Annotated in this window: 28 protein-coding genes and 5 pseudogenes; 31 read left to right on the top strand and 2 right to left on the bottom strand. The window is 68.6% G+C overall.

Going from position 1 to position 21,765, the window contains the following annotated elements; genetic code table 11:
* The first annotated feature begins 156 nt into the window (after window positions 1-156).
* From ACQ86J_RS04075 to ACQ86J_RS03980, 20 genes and pseudogenes are all read left to right on the top strand, one after another.
* Complete coding sequence (locus tag ACQ86J_RS04075; protein WP_431270119.1) at window positions 157-591, top strand: hypothetical protein; 435 nt, start codon at window positions 157-159, stop codon at window positions 589-591.
* Window positions 564-782: pseudogene (locus ACQ86J_RS04070) on the top strand (hypothetical protein); the annotation flags it as partial. The gene ACQ86J_RS04075 and the pseudogene ACQ86J_RS04070, both read left to right, overlap by 28 nt.
* 51 nt (window positions 783-833) lie before the next feature.
* Window positions 834-1,871: a hypothetical protein gene (locus ACQ86J_RS04065; RefSeq protein WP_431272282.1), complete on the top strand. Its 1,038-nt coding sequence runs from the start codon at window positions 834-836 to the stop codon at window positions 1,869-1,871.
* A gap of 109 nt (window positions 1,872-1,980) precedes the next feature.
* Window positions 1,981-2,592 (top strand): DinB family protein, encoded by a 612-nt coding sequence (locus ACQ86J_RS04060; protein ID WP_431270118.1) that lies wholly within the window; start codon window positions 1,981-1,983, stop codon window positions 2,590-2,592.
* A pseudogene (locus ACQ86J_RS04055) lies at window positions 2,522-2,869 on the top strand (SUMF1/EgtB/PvdO family nonheme iron enzyme); the annotation flags it as partial. The gene ACQ86J_RS04060 and the pseudogene ACQ86J_RS04055, both read left to right, overlap by 71 nt.
* A gap of 232 nt (window positions 2,870-3,101) precedes the next feature.
* Window positions 3,102-3,404: pseudogene (locus ACQ86J_RS04050) on the top strand (L-histidine N(alpha)-methyltransferase); the annotation flags it as partial.
* Between the two features lie 43 nt (window positions 3,405-3,447).
* On the top strand, window positions 3,448-3,801 hold the full coding sequence (locus ACQ86J_RS04045) for an L-histidine N(alpha)-methyltransferase (protein WP_431272281.1): 354 nt from the start codon (window positions 3,448-3,450) through the stop codon (window positions 3,799-3,801).
* Entirely contained in the window at window positions 3,746-4,141 is a 396-nt protein-coding gene (locus ACQ86J_RS04040; RefSeq protein WP_431272280.1) for an L-histidine N(alpha)-methyltransferase, read from the top strand. The genes ACQ86J_RS04045 and ACQ86J_RS04040 overlap by 56 nt, the downstream gene beginning before the upstream one ends.
* 40 nt (window positions 4,142-4,181) lie before the next feature.
* A complete protein-coding gene (locus ACQ86J_RS04035) occupies window positions 4,182-4,832 on the top strand; it encodes a glycerophosphodiester phosphodiesterase family protein (RefSeq protein ID WP_431270117.1) in 651 nt (216 codons plus the stop codon).
* 328 nt (window positions 4,833-5,160) lie between these two features.
* Window positions 5,161-7,077 carry a tetratricopeptide repeat protein gene (locus ACQ86J_RS04030; RefSeq protein ID WP_431270116.1) on the top strand — a complete coding sequence of 639 codons (1,917 nt, stop codon included), beginning with the start codon at window positions 5,161-5,163 and terminating at the stop codon, window positions 7,075-7,077.
* Between the two features lie 146 nt (window positions 7,078-7,223).
* Window positions 7,224-7,526 (top strand): hypothetical protein, encoded by a 303-nt coding sequence (locus tag ACQ86J_RS04025; RefSeq protein WP_431270115.1) that lies wholly within the window; start codon window positions 7,224-7,226, stop codon window positions 7,524-7,526.
* Entirely contained in the window at window positions 7,523-7,795 is a 273-nt protein-coding gene (locus ACQ86J_RS04020; protein WP_431270114.1) for an NTP transferase domain-containing protein, read from the top strand. Before ACQ86J_RS04025 ends, ACQ86J_RS04020 begins: the two co-directional genes overlap by 4 nt.
* Window positions 7,796-7,835: 40 nt before the next feature.
* Window positions 7,836-8,066: a hypothetical protein gene (locus ACQ86J_RS04015; RefSeq protein ID WP_431270113.1), complete on the top strand. Its 231-nt coding sequence runs from the start codon at window positions 7,836-7,838 to the stop codon at window positions 8,064-8,066.
* A complete protein-coding gene (locus ACQ86J_RS04010) occupies window positions 8,026-8,295 on the top strand; it encodes a hypothetical protein (protein WP_431270112.1) in 270 nt (89 codons plus the stop codon). Before ACQ86J_RS04015 ends, ACQ86J_RS04010 begins: the two co-directional genes overlap by 41 nt.
* Entirely contained in the window at window positions 8,292-9,329 is a 1,038-nt protein-coding gene (gene rfbG / locus ACQ86J_RS04005) for a CDP-glucose 4,6-dehydratase (RefSeq protein WP_431270111.1), read from the top strand. The genes ACQ86J_RS04010 and rfbG overlap by 4 nt, the downstream gene beginning before the upstream one ends.
* Before the next feature lie 87 nt (window positions 9,330-9,416).
* Window positions 9,417-9,473: pseudogene (locus ACQ86J_RS04000) on the top strand (hypothetical protein); the annotation flags it as partial.
* A gap of 13 nt (window positions 9,474-9,486) precedes the next feature.
* Window positions 9,487-10,578 carry a class I SAM-dependent methyltransferase gene (locus tag ACQ86J_RS03995; protein ID WP_431270110.1) on the top strand — a complete coding sequence of 364 codons (1,092 nt, stop codon included), beginning with the start codon at window positions 9,487-9,489 and terminating at the stop codon, window positions 10,576-10,578.
* Window positions 10,579-10,754: 176 nt separating this feature from the next.
* Complete coding sequence (locus ACQ86J_RS03990) at window positions 10,755-11,105, top strand: dTDP-4-dehydrorhamnose 3,5-epimerase family protein (protein ID WP_431270109.1); 351 nt, start codon at window positions 10,755-10,757, stop codon at window positions 11,103-11,105.
* Window positions 11,098-11,747, top strand: a pseudogene (locus ACQ86J_RS03985) (NAD-dependent epimerase/dehydratase family protein); the annotation flags it as partial. The gene ACQ86J_RS03990 and the pseudogene ACQ86J_RS03985, both read left to right, overlap by 8 nt.
* A gap of 91 nt (window positions 11,748-11,838) precedes the next feature.
* The gene (locus ACQ86J_RS03980) at window positions 11,839-11,967 is read left to right on the top strand and encodes a hypothetical protein (protein WP_431270108.1); all 129 of its coding nucleotides are present in this window, start codon (window positions 11,839-11,841) and stop codon (window positions 11,965-11,967) included.
* Here the strand turns inward: ACQ86J_RS03980 and ACQ86J_RS03975 are convergent.
* Window positions 11,964-12,560: a TetR/AcrR family transcriptional regulator gene (locus tag ACQ86J_RS03975; RefSeq protein WP_431270107.1), complete on the bottom strand. Its 597-nt coding sequence runs from the start codon at window positions 12,558-12,560 to the stop codon at window positions 11,964-11,966. The genes ACQ86J_RS03980 and ACQ86J_RS03975 overlap by 4 nt on opposite strands.
* Window positions 12,561-12,848: 288 nt before the next feature.
* Here ACQ86J_RS03975 and ACQ86J_RS03970 point away from each other — a divergent pair, with 288 nt between their 5' ends.
* The 3 genes from ACQ86J_RS03970 to ACQ86J_RS03960 are packed head-to-tail and all read left to right on the top strand — an operon-like array spanning window position 12,849 to window position 16,392.
* Window positions 12,849-13,598, top strand: a complete 750-nt coding sequence (locus tag ACQ86J_RS03970; protein ID WP_431270106.1) for an ABC transporter ATP-binding protein — start codon at window positions 12,849-12,851, stop codon at window positions 13,596-13,598.
* On the top strand, window positions 13,595-15,493 hold the full coding sequence (locus ACQ86J_RS03965) for an AMP-binding protein (protein WP_431270105.1): 1,899 nt from the start codon (window positions 13,595-13,597) through the stop codon (window positions 15,491-15,493). Before ACQ86J_RS03970 ends, ACQ86J_RS03965 begins: the two co-directional genes overlap by 4 nt.
* Window positions 15,494-15,498: 5 nt before the next feature.
* Window positions 15,499-16,392: a branched-chain amino acid ABC transporter permease gene (locus ACQ86J_RS03960; RefSeq protein WP_431270104.1), complete on the top strand. Its 894-nt coding sequence runs from the start codon at window positions 15,499-15,501 to the stop codon at window positions 16,390-16,392.
* On the opposite strand, the gene ACQ86J_RS03955 is transcribed toward ACQ86J_RS03960, so the two are convergent.
* A complete protein-coding gene (locus ACQ86J_RS03955; protein WP_431272797.1) occupies window positions 16,353-16,628 on the bottom strand; it encodes a hypothetical protein in 276 nt (91 codons plus the stop codon). The two genes, ACQ86J_RS03960 and ACQ86J_RS03955, sit on opposite strands and share 40 nt — an antisense overlap.
* Between ACQ86J_RS03955 and ACQ86J_RS03950 the strand changes: the two genes are divergently transcribed.
* The 8 genes from ACQ86J_RS03950 (at window position 16,542) to ACQ86J_RS03915 (ending at window position 21,653) form a co-directional block, all read left to right on the top strand.
* Complete coding sequence (locus ACQ86J_RS03950; protein WP_431272279.1) at window positions 16,542-18,635, top strand: ABC transporter substrate-binding protein; 2,094 nt, start codon at window positions 16,542-16,544, stop codon at window positions 18,633-18,635. The two genes, ACQ86J_RS03955 and ACQ86J_RS03950, sit on opposite strands and share 87 nt — an antisense overlap.
* Window positions 18,636-18,637: 2 nt before the next feature.
* Window positions 18,638-18,775, top strand: a complete 138-nt coding sequence (locus ACQ86J_RS03945) for a hypothetical protein (RefSeq protein ID WP_431270103.1) — start codon at window positions 18,638-18,640, stop codon at window positions 18,773-18,775.
* A 4-nt stretch (window positions 18,776-18,779) separates the two neighbouring features.
* A complete protein-coding gene (locus ACQ86J_RS03940) occupies window positions 18,780-18,974 on the top strand; it encodes a hypothetical protein (RefSeq protein ID WP_431270102.1) in 195 nt (64 codons plus the stop codon).
* A gap of 74 nt (window positions 18,975-19,048) precedes the next feature.
* The gene (locus ACQ86J_RS03935) at window positions 19,049-19,507 is read left to right on the top strand and encodes an ABC transporter ATP-binding protein (protein WP_431270101.1); all 459 of its coding nucleotides are present in this window, start codon (window positions 19,049-19,051) and stop codon (window positions 19,505-19,507) included.
* The gene (locus tag ACQ86J_RS03930) at window positions 19,470-20,297 is read left to right on the top strand and encodes a phenylacetate--CoA ligase family protein (protein ID WP_431270100.1); all 828 of its coding nucleotides are present in this window, start codon (window positions 19,470-19,472) and stop codon (window positions 20,295-20,297) included. Before ACQ86J_RS03935 ends, ACQ86J_RS03930 begins: the two co-directional genes overlap by 38 nt.
* A gap of 105 nt (window positions 20,298-20,402) precedes the next feature.
* Window positions 20,403-20,819, top strand: coding sequence for a phenylacetate--CoA ligase family protein (locus ACQ86J_RS03925; protein ID WP_431270099.1), 417 nt, complete (start codon window positions 20,403-20,405; stop codon window positions 20,817-20,819).
* Entirely contained in the window at window positions 20,819-21,208 is a 390-nt protein-coding gene (locus ACQ86J_RS03920; RefSeq protein WP_431270098.1) for an AMP-binding protein, read from the top strand. Before ACQ86J_RS03925 ends, ACQ86J_RS03920 begins: the two co-directional genes overlap by 1 nt.
* Window positions 21,209-21,353: 145 nt before the next feature.
* Window positions 21,354-21,653 (top strand): AMP-binding protein, encoded by a 300-nt coding sequence (locus ACQ86J_RS03915; protein ID WP_431270097.1) that lies wholly within the window; start codon window positions 21,354-21,356, stop codon window positions 21,651-21,653.
* The last annotated feature ends 112 nt before the right edge of the window (window positions 21,654-21,765 follow it).

Genomic DNA, 21,765 nt, shown 5'->3' with positions numbered 1-21,765 from the left:
TGTCACCTTCGGCTGCTTCAACAACCTGGCCAAGCTGACGCCGCTGGTGCTGCGTGCCTGGGCCCGCATCCTGGCCGCAGTGCCCGACGCCCGCCTCGTCCTCCGCACCCATGCGCTGGGGAGGCGGCAACGCGCGACCGGGTCCGGGCGCGGCTCGTGGCGCATGGCCTGCCGGAAGGCCGCGTCGCGCTCGAAGGTGGCATCCCGCACCAAGCCTTGCTCGCGGCCTATGGTGGGATCGACATCGCCCTCGACCCCTTCCCCTATGCCGGCGGCCTCACGGTCTGCGAGGCGCTCTGGATGGGCGTGCCGGTGGTGGCGCTCGCGGGGGACAGCTTCTGTGCCCGGCACGCGTTGAGCCACCTGGCGAATATCGGACTGCCGGACTGGGTCGCTGCCTCCGAGGCCGATTATGTCGCCCTGGCGATCGAACGGGCCCGCGACCTGCCGCGGCTCGCCGCCCTGCGTACCGGCCTGCGGGCCCGGGTCGCCGCCGCGCCGCTCTGCGACGCGCCGCGCTTCGGCAGGGCGCTGGCCGCGGCGCTGCGGAACGCCTGGCGCGCATGGTGTGGACAAGCGACGTCGCTGTGATGCAACGCCGCCCGGTCCTCGGGGCTTCTCCGGAGCGGGACATCCATCGGGAGGCAGACGGCTTGGACCCGTTCGGGCCGGGGCAGAGGCAGATCTGCCGGGGCTGCGGCGCAACGCTGACCGAGGAGGTCGCCGATCTTGGCATGGTGCCGCTCTCGGTTGATCCCGTGCGAGTCTCCGTGGGCGTCCGCGCCGTCGCTTGCGCACCGCTCCGCGCCTTCGTCTGCGATGAGTGTCGTCTGGTGCAGCTCGCCTCCGGTGGGGCGGTGATCCGCGACCCGGCGCCACGCCCAGCCGATGGCTTCGCCGGCATCATCGCCACTCGGCTGCGGCTTGGCCCTGGCACGCCGGTTGCCGCATTCGACGCTGCCGTGCTGGCCCCCTTCCGTGATCGGGATATCCCGGCGCAGGCGGTGCCCACCGGCGCGCTCAGCGCTTTGCGCCTGCGCGAGGCCCTGCCGCCGCCGGTGCTGCTGCTGGCCGGCCCCCTGCTGGCGACGGCACCAGACTTGGCCGATGCGCTGGCCGGGGTCCGCGCCCTGCTCGCCCCGGGCGGTGTCGCCGTGTTCGACATCCCGGACCTCATGGCGCGGCTCGCCGCCAACCGCTTCGACTTGCTGGGCCACGCGGTGCCGGCGCTGCCTTCGCTGCTAGTCGCCGAGATGCTGCTTTGGCAGCACGGGCTGGTGCTCTTCGAGGTCAGATCCTTGCCGGGTCCCGGCCCCTGGCTCCGCCTCCTGGTCCGGCACGAGGAGGATGCCACCAAGCCGGTCGCCGGCACGGTGCTGATGCGGCGGGAGGCGGAGCGGGCGGCCGGACTCGAAGGCCCCGCCGCCTATCATCGCGCCGCGGTCGCGGTGGCCGAGGCGAGGCTCGCGGTGCTCGACCTACTGGTCGGCGCCCGGCGGGAGGGGCGGGTGGTCGCCGGCTACGGCGCCGGCAGCGCGGCGGCAACGTTGGCCGCGGCGACCGGAGCTTGGCCCCGGCCTGCTCGGCTTCACCGTGCATCCGGAGGTCGGGGAGGGCGGGCTCGAGCTGCCGGGCAGCCAAGTGCCGATCCTGCCGCCCGCCGCCCTGGACGAGGCGCGGCCGGACCTGATGCTGGTGCTGGACGGCACCCCGGCACCGGCAGTGCGGGCGGCGCTCACTCGCCAATGCCGCTGGAACGGTCGGCTGGCGCTGCCGCTGCCAGGACTGACAATCGCCTGAGCGAGATTCCGGGGCGTCCTTCGGGACTGCGCGCAGTAACGTTCCACTCCCCAGGAACGAAGCCGGGATGACGGAACCCGGAACCAACAGGCTCGGGCGGCTTTTGCACCCCGCCAGGCGCCCGGCCCCAGGGTCCTTAGATCGGGTCCCTATCTGCGGCCGCAAACACTAGGAGCGCGCATGAACCTCATCCAGACCCGCAGCCCGGCGAGCAGTTCGAACCCGACCAAGGCGCGCTTTGCGGCGGTGCGGGGGCGGACCGAGGCGCTTGCGGCGCCGCTTTCGGCCGAGGACCAGTGCATCCAGTCCATGCCGGATGCCAGCCCGGCCAAGTGGCACAGGGCGCATACCACCTGGTTCTTCGAGACTTTCCTGCTGATCCCGCACCTGCCGGGTTATCGACGCTTCGACGAGCGCTTTGGCTTCTTGTTCAACTCCTACTACGAGGCTGCCGGGCCGCGACATGCCCGGCCACGGCGCGGCATGCTGACCCGCCCCTCTGCCGCAGAGGTCACGGCCTACCGCGCGCATGTCGATGCCGGCATGGCGGCGCTGCTGCGCGACCTACCGTCGGAAGCGCTGCCGCTGGTCGAGCTCGGCCTGCAGCACGAGGAGCAGCACCAGGAACTGCTGCTGACCGACATCCTGCATGCGCTGTCTCCAGAACCCTCTGCTGCCGGCCTACGACCCCGATTGGCAGGAGCCGCGGGCGACAACCGGCGTGCCGCTCTGGCTGGACCTGGCGGAGGGCGTCGCCGAGATCGGCCATGGCGGCGCCAGCTTCGCCTTTGACAACGAGACGCCGCGCCACTGCACCTGGATGGTCGGCTGCCGTATCGCTGACCGGCTTGTCAGCAATGCCGACTGGCTCGGCTTCATGGCCGATGCTGCCTACCGCACGCCGACCCTCTGGATGAGCGATGGCTGGGCTGCCTGCGTCGCCGAGGGCTGGGAGGCGCCGATGTACTGGCAGCGCGGCGAGGGCGGCTGGCTTCAGTACACCCCGGCCGGCCTCCGCCCGGTCGATCCCGCCGCCCCGGTGCGCCACATCTCCTGGTACGAGGCCGAGGCCTTCGCCCGCTGGGCCGGCAAGCGGCTGCCGACCGAAGCGGAGTGGGAGGTGGCCTCCGCGCTGCCCGGCTTCCGCGATGCCGCTGGCATCGGCTGGCAATGGACCGCCAGCGCCTACCTTCCCTATCCCGGTTTCCGCCCCTGGGAGGGCGCGGTTGGCGAGTACAATGGCAAGTTCATGATCAACCAGATGGTTCTGCGCGGAGGCTCGCTGGCCACGCCGCCGGGCCATGCCCGGCCAAGCTACCGCAATTCTTCCCGCCCGCGGCGCGTTGGCAGTTCAGCACGCTTCGTCTGGCGGAGGATGCGGCGTGAGCGGGGCGCTCGCCCGCGACGCGGCCGAGGCGCAGCGCGCCGCGCTGGTCGCCGATGCGCTCGCCGGCCTCTCCGCCCCGCGCAAGACGCTGCCGTGCAAGTGGCTCTACGACGCCGAGGGTGCGCGGTTGTTCGAGGCGATCACCCGGCTGCCCGAATACTACCCGACGCGGACCGAGACCAAGATCCTGACCGAGCAGGCCGAGGCTATCGCCGCCGCCATCGGCCCGGGCGCCGCGGTAGTGGGATCCGGCCCCGGCGATGGCGCCAAGGCGGAAGCTGCTGCTGGCCGGCCTGCACGCCCCCGCCGCCTATGTCCCGGTCGATATCGCGCCCGAATGGCTGGAGGCCGCGGCCTCCCGCGTCACCGCGGCGCGGCCGGGCCTGCCGGTGCTGCCGGTGGTGGCCGATTTTACCCAGGGTTTCGCCCTGCCGAAGCGGCTCGGCGTGGCGCCGCGGCTGGGCTTCTTCCCCGGTTCCACCATCGGCAATTTCCGAGCCGGCCGAGGCCACCGCCTTCCTGCGTCGGGCGCATGCGACGCTAGGCGCGGGCTCGCGGATGCTGCTGGGTGCCGACTTGGTGAAGGAGGTCGCCGTGCTGGAGGCGGCGTATGACGACGCCGCTGGGGTAACCGCCGCATTCGACCTCAACCTGCTGCACCGGCTCAACCGCGAGGCCGGCGCGGATTTCGACCTCGCCGGCTTTGCCCATCGCGCGGTCTGGAACTCGGCGCTGGAGCGAGTGGAGATGCATCTGGCCGCGCTTCGGCCGCAGGTGGTGCACTTGGCCGGGCGGAGCTTCCGCTTCGCCGAAGGCGAGACCATCCACACCGAGAGCAGCCACAAGTACCGGCCGGAGGGTCTGGAGTCGCTGGCCCGGGCGGCCGGCTGGCGCGCCACGGTGATGTGGAGCGATCCGCGGCGGCTCTTCTCGGTCTGGCTGCTGGAGGGGTAGGCCCTGACCCTGCGGCGGATGCACTGCTAGGATCCGCTGCATGCCTCGTACCGACATCGCCAGCCATCGCGGCGGCGCCTTCCTCTGGCCGGAGAACAGCGCGCTCGCCTTTCGCCAGGCCCTGGCCTTGCCGGCCGAGCAGCTTGAGCTCGACGTCCATCTCTCAGCTGATGGTGCGGTCGTGGTCATCCATGACGCGACCCTGGACCGCACCACCGATTCGACCGGCCCGGTGCGCGCCCGCAGCCTGGCCAAGCTCCGCCAGGTCAGGGTGAAGGGCACCGCAGGGGAGCCGCCGCCGACCCTGGCCGAGGCCGCCGCCTTGACCCGCGACGCCGGCCGCCTCCTGCGGCTGGAGGTCAAGGCTGATGCCGAGGGCCGCCCCTATCCCGGCATCGTCCCGGCCTGCCTTGCGGTGCTGGACGCTGCCGGCATGCGCGGGCGGACCGTCGCCATGAGCTTCCAGCCCTCCACCACCGCCGAGCTTGCGGCTGCCGGCGGCCTGCTGCGGACGGTGCTGCTGCTGGAGGCCAAGCCCTGGCGCGGCATGGGCCTGCGTGGCGCCATCGCCCTCGGCCGCAGCTGCGACGCGGCGGAAATCGGCCTGCCGGTCGGTGAGCTGGATGCGGCCGCGGTCGCCGGCTTCCGCGCCGCCGGGCTTGGGATCGGTGCCTGGGGCGCGAGATCATGATTATACCATCCGGCATGGCTTGGCGCTCGAGCTGGACGCCATCGCCACCGACGACCCGCCCCTGGCGCTCCGCCTGCGGGGCTGATGCCGGCTGGGAAGAGGCTTAACCTGCCGGGTGGCCTGAGTGATTTAAGCCTGCAAAATTTTGCTCTATTGGTTTGTGGCTAGACGCCTGATTCGTCCACCGCCGGGGCGAGCCGTGTAAAACTCCGGCAACCCGTCCGGCCCAGACCTGCATCCCTTGGCGGGAGTGGCGTCCCGGCCCGCATGCCTGCCGCGGCGCCCAGCCGCCCTGTGAGAGCTTTCCATGAGATCGCCCCAGAGACCCGTGCCCGGCCGCCCCGCTGCAGCGACGCCGGCCCAGCCCGCCCTGTCCGAGGCGGGATTGCGTCTGCGCCTGGCCATGGCGCCTGATAATGCAGCCCATTGGCAGCAGCTCGGCCAGCACTGCGCCGCCGCGGGTCGTCCGGCCGAGGCGGCCGAGGCCTTCGGTAGGGCGAAAGCCGCAGGTGCCTCGGCGCTGGCCCTCGCAGTGCCGCATGCCTTGGCGCTGAGCGATGCCGGTCGGGCCGAGGAAGCCCTGGCGGTGGCCCTCGCGGCGCAGGCGAAGCGGCCGAAGGACTTCCTGCTCACCAATCTGCTCGGCATCATGCAGAAGCGCGCCGGCCGGTTGACCGAGGCGCAGGCTGCTTTCGAGGTGGCCCGCAAGCTCGACCCGCGCGCCGTCTCGGCCTGCCAGAACCTCGGCAACCTGCATGACCAGCTTGGCCGTTTCCGGGAAGCCGCGGCAGCCTATCAGGCTGGGCTGAAGATTGAGCCGCGCAACGTCCACCTGCTTCGGCTGCTCGGTCGCACTCTGCGGACGGGGGGCGACCGGAAGGCGGCGGTGGTGGCCTTTGAGCGCGCCCTAGCCTTGGGCCGCCCGGATCTCGACCTGCTGACCGACTTGGTCGGGACCCTGATCGATCTGGGCGAGCACGACCGGGCCTTCGCGGTGCTCGAGCGCGGCCGGCAGCTGCGGGGCGCCGATCCTCGGGTCGATATCCTGCAGGCCCGTCTCACCCTGCGGCTGGGCCGGCCAGAGGAGGCCCGCGTCCTGGTCGAGCAGGCCCTTGCGGCGGCACCGGGCGATGCGGATGGCGCCGTGCTGCTGGCGCGGCTGCATGGCGAGGGCAATCTGGAAGCAGCGAATGCCGCGCTGCGCCAGGGACTCGCCGCCAATCCAGATTCCGTCGTGCTGGTCACCCGGCTGATCGAGAATCTGACCCGCAGCCGCTACGGCGACGAAGCGCAGCACCTGCAGGAAGCCTATGAGCTGTCCTGCGGGCTGTTGCAGAGCAATCCGGGCGCCGCCCTGGCTCATGCCAAGCCGCTGCGGACCGCCTTTCTGCGCTGCGTGGATCACGACCGTCTGGACGCGTCCGGACGCCTCGCGGATCTCGCGCCGCGGTGGATTGCCGATGGCGAGATCGCCGCGTTGCACTACGAACTCGGCAATGTTTGCACCCTGCAGGACAGGCTGGACATCGTCGAATGGCATCGCGCCTGGGGCCGGCGGGAGGCGCAGGCGATCACCCCGCTGTCGTTGCCGGTGGCTCCGGCCCTGGCGACCGGCCGCAAGCTCCGCATCGGCTTCATGTCGAGCGACTTGCGTGACCACCCGGTGACCTATTTCGCGCTGCCACTGCTGGAGCAGTACGACCGCGACCGGATCGAGGTCTACTGCTACTCCTTCAACGAACGCGAGCGGGACCGCGTGCAGGCGCATATCGAGCAGCAGGTCACCGGCTTCCGCTGGTGGCCGCGCCGCCCCTCGGCCGAGGTCGCCGCCGGCATCGCCGAGGATGGGCTCGACATCCTCTTCGAAGCTCGGCGGCACCACCGCGATGAACAAGCTGGACGTCATGGCCCATCGCCCGGCGCGGATCGGCGCGAGCTGGCTGGGCTACCCGCATTCGGCGGGGCTGGAGGCGATCGACACCATCCTCGTCGACCCCTACATCAAGCCGGCCGACCCGCGGCTGTTGATCGAACGGCCTTTCGAACTGCCCGAAAGCTGGGTGGCGCTGGGCCCGCTCGGCTTCCAGGAGGTGCCGATCGAGGCCGACCTGCCGGAGGAGCGCCGCGGCGCGCTGACGTTCGGCACGATGAACAACCCGTACAAATCACCCGTGCCTGCCTGGATGCCTGGGCCGCGGTGCTGCGGGCCGTGCCGGAATCTGCGATTCCTGTTCGTCCGGCCTGAAGCCCGGACGCCCGCCTTCGTCGCCAATGTCCGGGCCGGCTTCGCCGCGCGTGACATCGACCCCGACCGGATCGACTATGTCGGTGTGCGTGGCCGGCACATGCCGCATTACAACGCGATCGACATCGCGCTGGACAGCCTGCCGCATGTCGGTGGTACCACCACCTGCGAGACGCTGTGGATGGGCGTCCCCTGCGTCTCGCTGGTCGGGCCGGGCTTCCCGCGAGCGGCTGAGCTATTCCAACCTGACCAATGCCGGCCTCGGCGACCTGGCGGTGTTCAGCGTGGAGGATTACGTCAGCACGGCGGCGGCGCTGGCGGCTGATCGTAGCCGGCGGCGCCTGTTGCGGCACGGGCTGCGTGACATGATCCGCAGCCATCCGCTGGGCCAGCCGGAGCGCTTCGTCCGTGCCTTCTACGCCAAGGCCGAGGAGGTCGCGCGCGCATGAAGGCGGTGATCCTGGCCGGTGGCCGCGGCACGCGGATCGCCGAGGAAACCATGCTCCGGCCGAAGCCGATGGTGGAGATTGGCGGCTGGCCGATCCTCTGGCACATCATGAAGATCTACGCCGCCCATGGCGTGACCGATTTCGTCGTCTGCCTCGGCTACAAGGGATGGCAGATCAAGGAGTACTTCCTGAATTACCCGGCTGCATGCCTCGGACCTGTCGATCGATCTGGCCTCGGGCCGGGTGGAGGTGCTGCGGCCCTCGGCTGAGCCGTGGCGGATCACGTTGGTCGATACCGGGGAGGACAGCATGACCGGCGGTCGGCTGAAGCGGATTGCGCCCTATGTGGTGGACGAGCCGGCCTTCTGCATGACCTATGGTGACGGTGTCTCGGATGTCGATATCGGCGCGCTCATCGCCTTCCACCGGGCGCATGGCCGGCAGGCCACCGTGACCGCGGTGACGCCGCCCGGCCGCTTCGGCGCCCTGGCGCGCGACGGTGCGGCAGTGGAAGCCTTCATCGAGGAAGCCGGCGGGTGATGGAGGCACCATCAATGGCGGGTTCTTCGTGCTGTCGCCGCGGGTCCTGGAGCGGATCGAGGGCGACGCGACGACCTGGGAGGCCGAGCCGCTGCAATCCCTCGCCCACGAGGGCGAACTGATGGCCTATGACCACAAGGGCTTCTGGCAGGCCATGGACACGCTGCGCGACCGCGACCTGCTGGAACGGCTCTGGGCCAGTGGCCGGGCGCCCTGGAGGCGGTGGTGAATCCCTCGCGCGCCTTCTGGACCGGCAAGCGTGTCCTGGTCACTGGCCATACCGGCTTCAAGGGCGCTTGGCTGGCGCTGCTGCTGTGGCGGCTCGGCGCGCGGGTCACCGGGATCGCATTGCCACCGGAACCTGGGCCCAACGCATTCGACCTGCTGCGCATCGGGCCCCTGCTGGCGGCCGACCACCATGCTGACATCCGCGACGGCGAGGCCCTGGCGGCGCGGCTGCGGACGGTGCGGCCCGAGGTGGTGCTGCATCTGGCGGCACAGGCCTTCGTCGGCCGCGGTTATGCCGAGCCGGCGATGACCTTTGCCGCCAATGTGGATGGCACGATCAACCTGTTGGAGGCGATGCGCGGCCTGCCCGGCGTCGCCGCCGCAGTGATGGTCACCTCAGACAAGGTGTACCGAAACGACGGCGCCGGCCGCGCCTTCCGCGAGGCGGATGCGCTGGGCGGCGCCGATCCCTACAGCGGATCCAAGGCTGCCGCGGAGATCGCGGTGGCCTCCTGGCGCGCCTCCTTCGGCGCGGCGCTGCCGCAGCTGGCCACGGCACGCGCCGGCAACGTCATCGGCGGCGGCGATTTCGGTGCGCAGCGATTGATCCCCGACCTGGTCCGCGCCGGCATGGCGGGGCGGCCGCTGCTGCTGCGCCGCCCGGATGCGACGCGGCCCTTCCAGCATGTGGTGGACGTGCTGCGCGGCTACCTGCTGCTGGCCGAACGGCTGGCGACCGGCGGGGCGCCGCCGGCGCTGAACTTCGGCCCGGCGGATGGTGAGATCCGGGTGCGCGACCTGATCGCCGCCTGGGGCGCACCGGTGGATTGGCGGCAGGAGGAAGGCCCGGTCATGTCGGAGGCACCGCGTCTCGGCCTCGATTCCAGCATGGCGGCCGAGGCCCTGGGCTGGCGCCCGCGGCTCTCGACGCCCGAGGCGATCGCCGAGACGGCGCGCTGGTACGCCGCCTGGCGGGAGGGCAAGGATATCCAGGCCGAGGCCGTGGCCAGCATCGACCGTCTGGTGCAGGCATGAGCGGCGCGCGTCCCGTCACCGCCTGCCGCGCCTGCGGCGGCCGGCTCGGCCTGACTTTCTGCGACCTCGGCCGCCAGCCGGTCGCCAATTCCCTACATTCCGCCCGAGCAGGCGGGCACGCCGGAGCCGGCCTTTCCGCTCCGCGCCGTGGTCTGCGATGCCTGCCGCCTCGTCCAGCTTCGACACCGTCGTGGACGAGCGCGGGATCTTCACCGACTACGCCTATTTTTCCTCGATGTCGTCGACCTGGCTGGACCATGCGGCGCGGTTCTGCGCGGACGTCACCCGGCGGCTCGCGCTCGGCCCCGGTAGCTTCGTTGTCGAGGTCGCCAGCAACGACGGCTACCTGCTGCGGAACTTCGTCGCCGCCGGCATCCCCTGCCTCGGCATCGAGCCTGCGGCCAATGTCGCCGCGATCGCCCGCGCGGCCGGCGTGCCGACCGAGGCATGCTTCTTCGGCCGTGATGCCGCGCGCGACATCCTGGGCACGCGCGGCGGGCGGCCAGCCGACCTCGTGGTCGCCAACAACGTGCTGGCGCATGTCCCGGACCTCGATGACTTTATCGGCGGCCTGGCGCTGCTGGCGGGGCCGCGGGGCGTGGTTTCGATCGAGGCGCCGCACCTGGTCGCGCTGGTCGATGGCGTCCAGTTCGACACCATCTACCACGAGCACTATGCCTATTGGTCGTTGCTTGCGATGGAGGCGGCGCTAGCGCGGCAAGGCCTGCGCGTCTTCGACGTGGAACGCTTGGCGACCCATGGCGGCTCGCTGCGCGTCTTTTCCGCCGCCGCGGATCACCCGCCATCCACGGCTCTGCTGGCGCTGCGGGCGGAGGAAGCGGGGCGCGGCGTGGGCGGCGATGCCTTCTACAGCGGCTTCGGCCCGCGCGTGCGCGCGGTGCTGGACGGGCTGCGCGCTTGGCTCGATGGCTGCGTGGCCGAGGGCCGCCGGGTCTGCGCCTATGGCGCCGCGGCCAAGGGCAACACGCTGCTGAACGCTGCGGGCGTCAGCGCAGCCGAGATCCTGGCGGTGGCCGACCGCAGCAGCGCCAAGCAGGGCCGCCTGCTGCCGGGCAGCCGCATCCCGGTGGTCTCGCCCGCGGCGATGCTGGCCCTGCGGCCGGACGACGTGCTCATCCTGCCCTGGAACATCGAGGCCGAAGTTGCCGGCCAGTTGCGCACCGCCGGCTTCGCCGGCCGGCTGGCCATCGCGGTGCCTCGGCTGATCCTGCGGGATGCGCCGGTGTGAGGTTCGCGAGACCGCGCTGCCGGGCGTCGTCGAGGTTCTGACGGAGCCGGCGGCCGATTCCGCGGTCCGCTTCCTGCGCACATGGTGCGCCGAGGATCTCGCCACCGCCGGGCTCGGGATTCCGGCCACTGCAGAGCAGCATCTCGGAGAACCGGGCGCGGCACACGCTGCGCGGGATGCACTGGCAGGCTTCGCCGGCCGAGGAGGGCAAGCTGGTGCGCTGCTTGCGCGGGGCTGATCTTCGACGTTGCGGTCGACCTGCGGCCGGCCTCGCCCGCTTACCGGCGCTGGGTGGGCGTGGAAGCTGCGGGCGGCGGCGCACGAACGCGCTGCTGATACCGCCGGGCTGCGCTCATGGCTTCCTGACCCTGACGGACGACGCCTGGCTGGAATACATGATCGACGCCCCCTATGCGCCCGGCGCCGGCCGGGGCGCGCGCTGGGACGACCCGGCCTTCGGCATCGTTTGGCCGGCGGCCCCGGCGGTGATCTCCGAGCGCGACGCGCAATGGCCCGACCATGGCTGAACGCCTGCTGCTGACGGGCGCGAGCGGCTTCGTCGGCCGGGCGATGCTGGCACCGCTGGCGGCACATGGCTTCGAGTTGCATGCGGTGGCCCGGCGGCCCCGCGAGGAGCGGCCATCTGGCATGCCGCCGACCTGCTCGACCCGGGCGCGACGCGCGCGCTGCTGCGCGAGGTGCGGCCGGCCGTGCTGGTGCATGCCGCCTGGGACGTCACGCATGGAAGGTTCTGGGCCGCACCGGAGAATGCCGCCTGGCTCGAGGCCTCGACCGTGCTTGCCGAGTCCTTTGCCGGCCGGCGGCTGATCGGCCTTGGCAGTTGCGCCGAATACGACTGGACGGGGGAGAGCGGGACACTCTGGCCGGAGACCCGCCGCATCGCGCCGGCGACGGCCTATGGCGCGGCGAAGGCCGAGCTTTGCCGGCGTTGGATCGCCCTGGGCGAGCAGCGCGGGATCACCGCGGCCTGGGCGCGGCTGTTCCACCTGTTCGGTCCGGGCGAACATCCGGACCGCCTGGTGCCGACGGTGCTGCGCGCGCTGCGGGAAGGGCGGGAGGCACGGACCGGCTCCGGCCGGCCGATCCGTGACTTCGCGTCCACCGGCTTCCTCGGCCGTGCCCTTGCGGCGCTTGTGGCGAGCGAGGTGGTGGGGCCGGTGAATGTCGCCTCCGGCCAGCCGGTGGCCATCCGCACCCTCGTCGAGACAATCGGCTGCTTGAACTCGCCGCCCCGACCTGTTGCGCCTGGGTGCGCTGCCCGACCGGGCCGAGCCGCCCTTCATCGTCGCCGACACCACGCGCCTGTCGCGCGAGGTCGGCTTCAGCGAACGCGCCGACCTGGCAGGCGATCTGGCCGCGCTGCCCTAGCGCCGGCGGATGCCGTTCAGCGCCAATTCGGTGTGCAAGGCGACCAGCTCCGCCTTGCCGAGGCGACCGTTCGGCCGGTACCAGGTGCAGATGCCGGTCAGCATGGCCAGCATGGCAAAGGCAGTGACCGGGATATCGGCGATATCCAGCTCGCCGGCTTCGACGCCTTCGCGCAGCAGCGCCATCAACCGCGCCTCGTAGCCAGCGCGCATGGCCACGATCTGCGCATGATTGGCCGGGTCCAGCGCCCGCAGCTCGAAGTTGGCGACATAGACCTCGTGCCGCTTCTCCGTGTGATAGAGGACATGGTGGCCGATGAAGGCGCGCAGCCGGTCCATCAGCCCCGGCCCGGCCGCCGTCACCGCCGCATCCGTCGCGGCCAGTAACGCTGCCATATGCTCCCGCATCAGGTCGGCGAGCAGCGCCTGCTTGCTGGCGATATGGTTGTAGAGCGAGCTCGGCTGGATCCCGACCTCCGCCGCGAGGTCGCGCAGGTTCATCGCCGCGAAGCCCTGGCGGTAGATCAGGCGCAGCGCCACGCGACGGATCGCGGCCGCGGTGCGCGCCCCGTTGGAGCCCGTGATGCGGGCCATTTTCTCTCCCTTGCCGCGATCTCGGCCGGCGCGGACTCCGTCAGAAAGATGCTTTGCGGTCAATCCAGAAACTAACGTACCTTCGTTTATAGCAGGGCAGTCAAGTCCCTGTCGGGAGGGTACGGATGACGCGACAGCAGGACAGCCATGTCCGCCGCCTTGGCGCTGCACCGCAGCATGTCTCGTCGAATGCCCTGGACCGCGTCGATGGCGGTTAATGCCGGCCCTGCCGGCACGCCAATCCTTGCCGCGGAGCATGTTTCTCTGCGCTTCGGTGGCGTCCGGGCCTTGACCGACGTCTCTTTCGAAGTCCGCCGCGGCGAGGTCTTTTCCATCATCGGCCCGAACGGCGCCGGCAAGACCTCAATGGTCAACTGCATCTCCGGCCGCTACCGCCCGACCGAAGGCAGGATCCGCTTCGAAGGCACAGACATCACCCGGGTTCCGACGCGCAGGCGCGCGGCCGTCGGCATCGGCCGCACCTTCCAGAACCTGGCGCTGTTCGGCCACATGACCGTGCTCGACAACATCATGGTCGGCCGCCACCATCTGCTGAAGCACGGCTTCTGGACCGGCATGCCCTATTGGCTCGGCGGCGCCCAGCAGGAGGAGATCCGCCACCGGCGGGAGGTGGAGGAGATCATCGATTTCCTCGAGATCCAGCATGTAAGGAAGGCGATCGCCGGGACGCTCTCCTACGGCTTGCGCAAGCGGGTGGAACTGGCCCGGGCGGTGGCGCTGAAGCCGAAGCTGATCCTGCTGGATGAGCCGATGGCGGGCATGAACCTCGAGGAGAAGGAGGACATGGCCCGCTTCATCCTCGATCTCAACGAGGAATGGGGCATGACCGTGCTGATGATTGAGCACGACATGGGCGTGGTGATGGACATCTCGCACCGGGTCGTGGTGCTGGATTTCGGCCGCAAGATCGCCGAAGGCGCGCCGGACGCGGTGCTGGCCGACCCACATGTCCGCAGCGCCTATCTGGGCGAGGCGGATGACGTGGTGCGCGATGCCGACGAGCCGGTGACGGCATGAGCGACGCGGATACGCTGCCAAAGCTTCTGCGGCGGAATGCGCGCGGCTTCCCGGGCGAGGTGGCGCTGCGCGAGAAGCAATTCGGCATCTGGCGCAGCTTCACCTGGGCCGAGTACGAAGCACGCACACGCGCCTTTGCGCTCGGCCTGCGCAAGCTGGGGCTCGGTGTCGGCGACGTCATCGGCCTGATCGGCGACAACCGGCCCGATTGGATCATGGGCGAGATCGCGACGCATGCGATCGGCGGCCAATCGCTAGGCGTCTACCGCGACGCGCTGGAGGACGAGGTTGCTTATCTCCTGGCTTTCGCCGGCGCGAAGGCGGTGATCGCCGAGGATGAGGAGCAGGTCGACAAGCTGCTCGGCATCAGCGAGCGGGTGCCGAGCCTGCGCCACATCATCTATTGCGACCCACGCGGGATGCGGAAGCACGAGGATCCGCGGCTGCTGTCGGCCGCCGAACTGGCTGCGCTGGGCGAGGCGGTCCACCTCGACCGGCCGGACGCCTGGGAGGCGCTGGTTGTCGCCACCCGCGCCGACGCCATCGCCATCCTCTGCACCACCTCCGGCACCACGGCGCGCCCGAAGCTGGCGATGCTGACCAGCGGCGCCATGGTGCGGCACTGCGCGGCCTATCTGCAGGCCGATCCCAAAGGACCGCAGGACGAATACGTCTCCGTCCTTCCGCTGCCCTGGATCATGGAGCAGATCTACTGCATCGGCTGGGGCCTGCTGGCCCGCATGACGGTTAACTTCGTCGAGGAGCCGGAGACCTTGATGGCCGATTTCCGTGAGATCGGCCCGACATTCGTTCTCTTCGCGCCACGCGTCTGGGAGTCGATCGCCGCAGAGGTACGGGCGAAGGTGATGGATGCCTCGCCCTTCAAGCGGCGAATGTACGCGTTGGGCACGAAGCTGGGACTGGAGGCGCTGGACCGGAAGCAGCGTTCATTCGCGGCCGACCAGCTGCTGTTCCGGGCGCTGCGCGACCGCCTGGGCTTTACCAACCTGACCTCTGCCGCGACCGGCGGTGCCGCGCTCGGCCCCGACACCTTCCGCTTCTTCCAGGCCATGGGCGTACCGCTGCGGCAGATCTACGGCCAAACCGAGACGCTGGGCGCCTATACCGTCCACCGCGCGGGCGAGGTGAACCAGGATACCGTGGGTGTCGCCTTCACCCCGGAGATCGAGACGCGCATCGACAACCCGGACCACAACGGCCTCGGCGAGATCGTCACCCGCCACCCCAATATGTTCTCTGGCTATTTCGGCATGCCGGAGAATCCCGACCTGCGCGACGGCTGGTTGCATACCGGCGATGCCGGCTATTTCGACAAAGCCGGGCACCTCGTGGTGATCGATCGCATCAAGGACATCGCCACCACCAGCCGCGGCGACAGATTCTCGCCCCAGTATATCGAGAACAAGCTGAAATTCAGTCCCTACGTGGCCGAGGCCGTGGTGCTGGGCGACGGCCGGCCGCATTTGGCGGCGATGATCTGCATTCGCTTCCCCATCGTCTCGAAATGGGCCGAGCGCAGCCGGATCGCCTTCACCACCTATACCGACCTGTCCTCGCGTTCCGAAGTGACGGCGCTGCTGCAGGCCGAGGTGGAGAAGGTCAACGCGACCCTGCCCGAGCCCCAACGCATCCAGGACTTCCTGCTGCTGTACAAGGAGCTGGATGCGGATGACGACGAACTGACGCGCACGCGCAAGGTCCGCCGCGGCGTGATCAACGAGAAGTACGGCACGATCATCGAGGCGATGTACCGGGGCGAGGCGGCAATCCCGGTGGACACGACCATTGCCTTCCAGGACGGCACGAAGCAGCGCATCCGTACCACCTTGAAGGTGGTCTCGATGCGGCCTGCGCCTGCCATGGCAGCGGAGTAGGGCGGATGGACTGGTCGCTGCTGCTGCAGCTTACCCTCAACGGCCTGATCGTCGGCGCGCTCTATGGCGTCGTGGCGATGAGCTTCGTACTCATCTACAAGGCGTCCCAGGTGGTGAATTTCGCGCAGGGGGAATTCCTCCTGGTCGGCGCCTGGGTCTGCTGGTGGATGCTGACCGAATGGCAGCTGCCCTTCTGGGCGGGCTTTCTCTTCACCCTGGCTTTCATGACCTTGTTTGGCATCATCCTGCAGGTCGTGGTGCTGCGACCGCTGATCGGGGAGCCGGTGATCAGCGTCATCATGGCGACGATCGGCCTCGGCATCTTCTTTCAGGCGCTGATGAAGTGGATCTTCGGCGTCTTCGCCAAACCCTTCCCGCCGATCTTCACCACCGAGCGGGTCAATCTGCTCGGCCTGGAGGTTCAGACCGTCTACCTGCTCAGCCTCGGCATTTCGGTGCTCATCATGGCCGGCTTCGCCTGGTTTTTCACCGCCAGCAAGCATGGCCTGGCGATGCGCGCGACCGCCTTCGACCAACAGGTGGCGCAATCGCTCGGCGTCTCCGTCCCCAAGGTCTTCGCCATGTCCTGGGCCATCTCGGCGGTGGTTTCGGCAGTGGCCGGGGTCGTCGTCGGAGTGGTGAATGGCGTCTCCTCTGCCTTGTCCTTCTACGGCATCAAGGTCTTTCCGGCGGTGATCCTCGGCGGGCTCGACAGCGTCGTGGGGGCGGTGCTCGGTGGGCTGATCGTCGGGGTGCTGGAGAACTGGGCGCAATACATGGATGCCAACTGGCTCAACTGGGGCAACATGTACAGCATCGCACCCTTCTACGCCCTGATTCTCATTCTGCTGGTCAAGCCCTACGGCCTGTTCGGCACCAAGAATATCGAGCGAGTCTGATGTCGGGTCTTGCGCCAGCCGGCGACTACCGCAGCAGCTATCGGGAAGACACGACGATCTTCCCGACGCGCAACAGCAGGATCGCCCTGCTGCTCGGCGTCGTGCTGGTGGCCTGTGCGCCGCTCGCGCTCGGCCGCTACAAGCTCGGCCTGCTGATCAACATCGGCTTCCTGGGCATCGCCGCGCTCGGGCTGAACATCCTGGTCGGCTTCACTGGCCAAATCAGCATCGGGCATGCCGCCTTCTTCGGCTTCGGTGCCTTCATGAGCGCCTGGCTGCACGAGCGCTGGCACATTCCGGTGGTGCTCTGCATTCCGCTCGCCGGCACGGCGACGGCGCTGGTCGGACTCGTCTTCGGCGCGCCGGCGGCGCGACTGAAGGGCCTCTACCTCGCCATCGCGACGCTTGCGGCGCAGTTCATCCTGGAAGACTTCTTCGCCCGCGCTCAATGGTTCACCGGCGGAGTCGCCGGTCGCATCACCGAGCCTTTCGAACTGTTTAGCTGGCGCGCTGACCGAGAGGAAAGCTACCTCTATGTAGTCCTCGTCGCCGTTGTCATCATGTACGCCTTTGCGGCAAACCTGATGCGGACCCGCGACGGCCGGGCGCTGGTCGCGGTGCGGGACCACTATCTTTCGGCCGAGGTCATGGGCGTCAATCTGGCCTACTACCGGACGCTGTCCTTCGGGATCGCGTCCTTCTATGCCGGCGTCGGCGGTGCGCTCTACGCGCACTATCTGCTGTTCGTCAGCGTCGAGGCCTTCAATATTCTTTTCTCCATACAGTTCCTTGGGATGGTGATCATTGGCGGCCTCGGCTCCATCATGGGCAGCCTCATGGGCGCGGCGTTCATGGTTCTGCTCCCCGAAGTGGTGCAGGCTGGTGCCGATGCGCTGGCCGGTAGTGCGATCGACCGAACCCTGAAGCTCGGCAAGCTCGATCTCCTTCCTGAGAGAGATGGCGGTGGGAGCGTCAATCATTCTCTTCCTGATCTTCGAACCGAACGGGATCGCGCACCGCTGGAAGCTGATCAAGGCCTATTGGAAGCTCTACCCCTATTCGCACTAATCAACACGGGAGGAAACACCACATGTCGATGCGGAAGCACATGCTCGGATGGGCGGCGGCGGCCGCGGTGGCGCTGCCGGCAGCGGCCGATGCGCAACCTATCCCGCTTGGCCACCTCATGGATCTTTTCCGGCGGGACCAGCGATGTCGGCACGCCGTTCTCGCAGGGCGTGAATGACACCTTTGCCTGGGTCAACAAGACGCGGAACGGGGTGGCCGGCCGGCAGGTCAATGTCCTTGCGAACGACTATGGCTACCAGGCACCGCGCGCTGTCAGCCAGTACCAATCCTGGAGCCGCGACCGCGTCGTCGGTATCATGGGCTGGGGCACCGCTGATACCGAGGCGCTGGTCCGCTTCGTCACGCGCGACAAGATCCCCTATGTCTCCGGTTCCTATTCCGCCGCGTTGACCGATGCCGCGGGCAAGTCGGGACGCCAGGGTGTGGAAGCGACACCATACAACTTCTTCTACGGTCCCTCCTACTCGGATGCGCTCCGCGCCATGTTGCAATGGGCGGCGGACGACTGGAAGGCAAAGGGCAAGCCGGGCAAGCCGAAATACGTCCATATGGGCGCCAACCATCCCTATCCGAATTCGCCGAAGGCGGCGGGTGAGGCGCTGGCGCAGGAACTTGGCTTCGAGGTTCTTCCCCCGGTCACCTTCGCGTTGACGCCGGGCGACTACACCGCGCAATGCCTGACGCTGAAGAACCAGGGCGCCAACTATGCCTATCTGGGCAACACGGCCGGCTCGAATATATCCGTCCTCCGCGCCTGCCAGACAGCGGGCGTGGATGTCCAGTTCCTCGGCAATGTTTGGGGCATGGATGAGAACGCGATGAAGGCCGCCGGCGCTGCGGCGAATGGCGTGGTCTTCCCGGTGCGCACCGGTGCGGTCTGGGGCGCCCAGGCGCCGGGCATGGCGAATGTTCAGGCGATCAGCCGGATGTCGGATGCGGCCGGTACGGCCTATCGCCCGGTGCACTATCTGGCCGGTGTCTGCAGCGCCATGCTGATGGTGGAGGCGATGGAGACTGCCGCGGCGAATGGCGGCCAGGTGACCGGCGAGCGTATCCGCGATGGCTTCTACACCCGCAAGGACTGGGTGCCGAAGGGCTTCGAGGGCGTCTGCGTGCCGTCGAACTTTTCCGCGCAGGACCATCGTGGCCACTGAACGTGGCGCTCTATCGCTCGCGCGTTACCGGCGACACCAGCCAGGGCAGCGTGCAGGATCTGGTCGCGGCCGGCACCATCAAGTTGGAGCCGGTCACGACCGTGACGTTGCCGCGCAAGGCAGAATGGCTGGGCTGGTAGATCCATGAGCGCAGCACTGCAGATGACGACGCCGGCGTCGCTCCTCGAGGTGAACAACATCGAGGTCGTCTACAACGACGTCATCCTGGTGCTGCGCGGCCTGTCGCTTTCAGTACCGCAGGGCAAGATTGTGGCGCTGCTCGGCGCCAATGGCGCAGGGCAAGTCCACGACGCTGAAGGCGATCTCGGCCTCCCTTAAAACCGAGGAGGGCGAGGTCACCCGCGGCGAGATCCGCTTCGGCGGCGACCGGATCGACGGCATCGATCCACCACATGATTGTCCGCCGAGGCATCTTCCAGGTCATGGAAGGCCGTCGGATCATCTCCGACATGACCTGCCTGGAGAATCTCCGCCTTGGTGCCTTCATCCGCTCGGATCATGAGGTGAAGCGCGACATTGAGATGGTCTACGAGTATTTTCCTCGGCTGAAGGAGCGGACCGGCTTGGCTGGCTACCTTTCGGGTGGGGAACAGCAGATGCTGGCGATCGGCCGCGCGCTGATGGCACGACCGAAGCTGATCCTGATGGATGAGCCGTCGATGGGCCTCAGCCCGTTGCTGGTGAAGGAGGTCTTCGGCATCATCCGAAAGCTAAACCAGGATCTCGGCATCACCATATTGTTGGTCGAACAGAATGCCCGGATGGCGCTGTCCGTTGCGTCCTATGGCTATGTCATGGAGCAGGGGCAAGGTGGTGCTGGATGGCACGGCCGAGGCGCTTGCGAACAATGAGGACGTCAAGGAACTTTACCTTGGCGGTCATGGTGCCGAGCGCAAGAGCTTTCCGGAACCTGAAGAGCTACAAGCGGAGGAAGCGGTGGCTCTGACCCATTACGACAACCTTGAGACCCGCAGCGCCGACGCCCGCGAGGCGGCGCTGGCTGAGGCATTGCGGCGGCAGCTCGCCCATGCAAAGGCGCAGGCTCCGCATTACGCACGGGTCCTTGCCGATATCGATCCTGTCGCGGCTCCGCTTGCCGCGCTGCCTATCACGCGCAAGTCGGCGCTGATCGCGCAGCAATCCGCGGATCCACCCTTTGGTGGGGTCGTCGTCACAGAACCCGGCATGCTCGCCCGTGTCTTCGTCTCGCCCGGACCGATAGCTGAGCCGGAGGCGGCGGCCACCGACTACTGGCGCTATGCTCGGGCTTTGCATGCGACGGGCCTGCGCCGGGGCGAGCTGCTGCACAATTGCTTCGCCTATCATTTCACTCCAGCCGGCAGCATGCTGGAAGGTGGCGCCCGCGCGCTCGGCTGCCCGGTTTTCCCGGCCGGTACCGGTAATACCGAAATGCAGGCACGCGCGGCGGCTCAGCTCCGCCCACGCTGCTACAGCGGCACGCCTGACTTCCTGAAAGCCATTCTGGAGAAGGCCGACGAGCTCGGGCTCGACCTCTCCTCGTTGCGGCTCGGCCATGTGACCGGGGGCCTATCTGCCCTCTCTGCGCGGCTGGTACGCCGATCGCCAACTAGCCGTGTTGCAGAGCTACGGCACAGCCGATATCGGCCTGATTGCCTATGAGAGCGAGGCCCGCGAAGGCTTGATCCTCGATGAGGAAATCATTGTCGAGATCGTCCGCCCCGGGACCTGCAATCCATTGCCGGACGGCGAGGTAGGGAGGTGGTTGTGACCACGCTCAACCCGCATCATCCGCTGATCCGCTTCGCCACGGGCGACCTCTCCGCGATCATGCCGGGCGCCTCGCCCTGCGGTCGTACCAACCGGCGGATCAAGGGCTGGATGGGCCGGGCCGACCAGGCAGCCAAGGTGCGCGGCATGTTCGTCAGGCCCGAACAGGTGGCGGAAGTGCTGCGTGCCGTGCCGGCGGTGACGAAGGCCCGGCTGGTCGTCTCACTCGACGGCGACCGCGACGTCATGCGGCTGCGGGTTGAAGCCGCTACGGCGGATGAGGCGCTGCTGGAGAGGCTGGGTGTTGCGCTCCAGGCGGCAACGAAGCTGCGCGGCTTGGTCGAGTTGCTGCCGCCGGGGAGCCTGCCGAATGATGGCAAGGTCATCGACGATACGCGGCCGGTGCCTGGCTAATGCTGCCGCATGGCAAAACCTATGAGGCGATCCGGGATGCCTTTCGTTGGCGCATCCCGGACCGCTACAATATCGGGGTCGATTGCTGCGATCGCTGGGCGGATGGCCAGGGTCGCCCGGCCTTGCTGCATCTGCATGCCGACGGACGGCTCGACCGGATCAGCTTCGACACACTGAAGTCCGAGAGCAACCGGCTGGCCAATGTGCTGCGGGCACATGGTATTCGCCCTGGGGATCGCGTCGGTATCCTGCTGCCCCAGGTTCCCGAAGCCGCGACGGCGCATCTGGCCATCTATAAACTTGGAGCCATCGCTGTCCCGCTGTTCCAGCTGTTTCAGGAACAAGCGTTGACGTTCCGGCTGCTGGATAGCGGGCCTCGGCCCTGGTGACGGATGCGATCGGATTAGCCAAGCTTAGCGGCATTCGCGCGGAACTGCCCGACCTGCGGCTGGTGCTGAGCGTGGATGGGGCCTGTGACACGGCACTCGACCTGCCGTGCGAGATGGCACGCGCTTCCGATGGCTTCGCACCCCGGTGGACACGGCGGCGGATGATCCGGCGATCATCATCTATACCTCAGGCACGACCGGTGCGCCGAAGGGGGCGTTGCATGCGCATCGCGTGCTGCTTGGCCACTTGCCGGGCGTGAGGAGATGCCGCAGGACCTGTTCTCCGCGCCGCGGCGACCTGTTCTGGACGCCAGCCGATTGGGCTTGGGTCGGCGGCCTGCTCGACGTGCTGCTGCCCAGCCTGCATCATGGCCGTACCGGTGCTCGCCCATCGCATGGCGAAGTTCGATCCGGGATCTGCGCTCCGAATGATGGCCCGGCATGACGTGCGTAACGCCTTCCTGCCCGCCGACGGCGTTGAAGATGATCCGGTCCCTGCCAAATGCCGTGGGTAGTACGGTGCGCGCCCGCGCAGCATCGGCAGCGGCGGTGAAACT

The organism is Dankookia sp. P2, assembly GCF_050632255.1.
GTDB lineage: Bacteria > Pseudomonadota > Alphaproteobacteria > Acetobacterales > Acetobacteraceae > Paracraurococcus.
The sequence above is the reverse complement of the archived record's forward strand: the minus strand, read 5'-3'. Positions and strand labels throughout refer to the sequence as shown.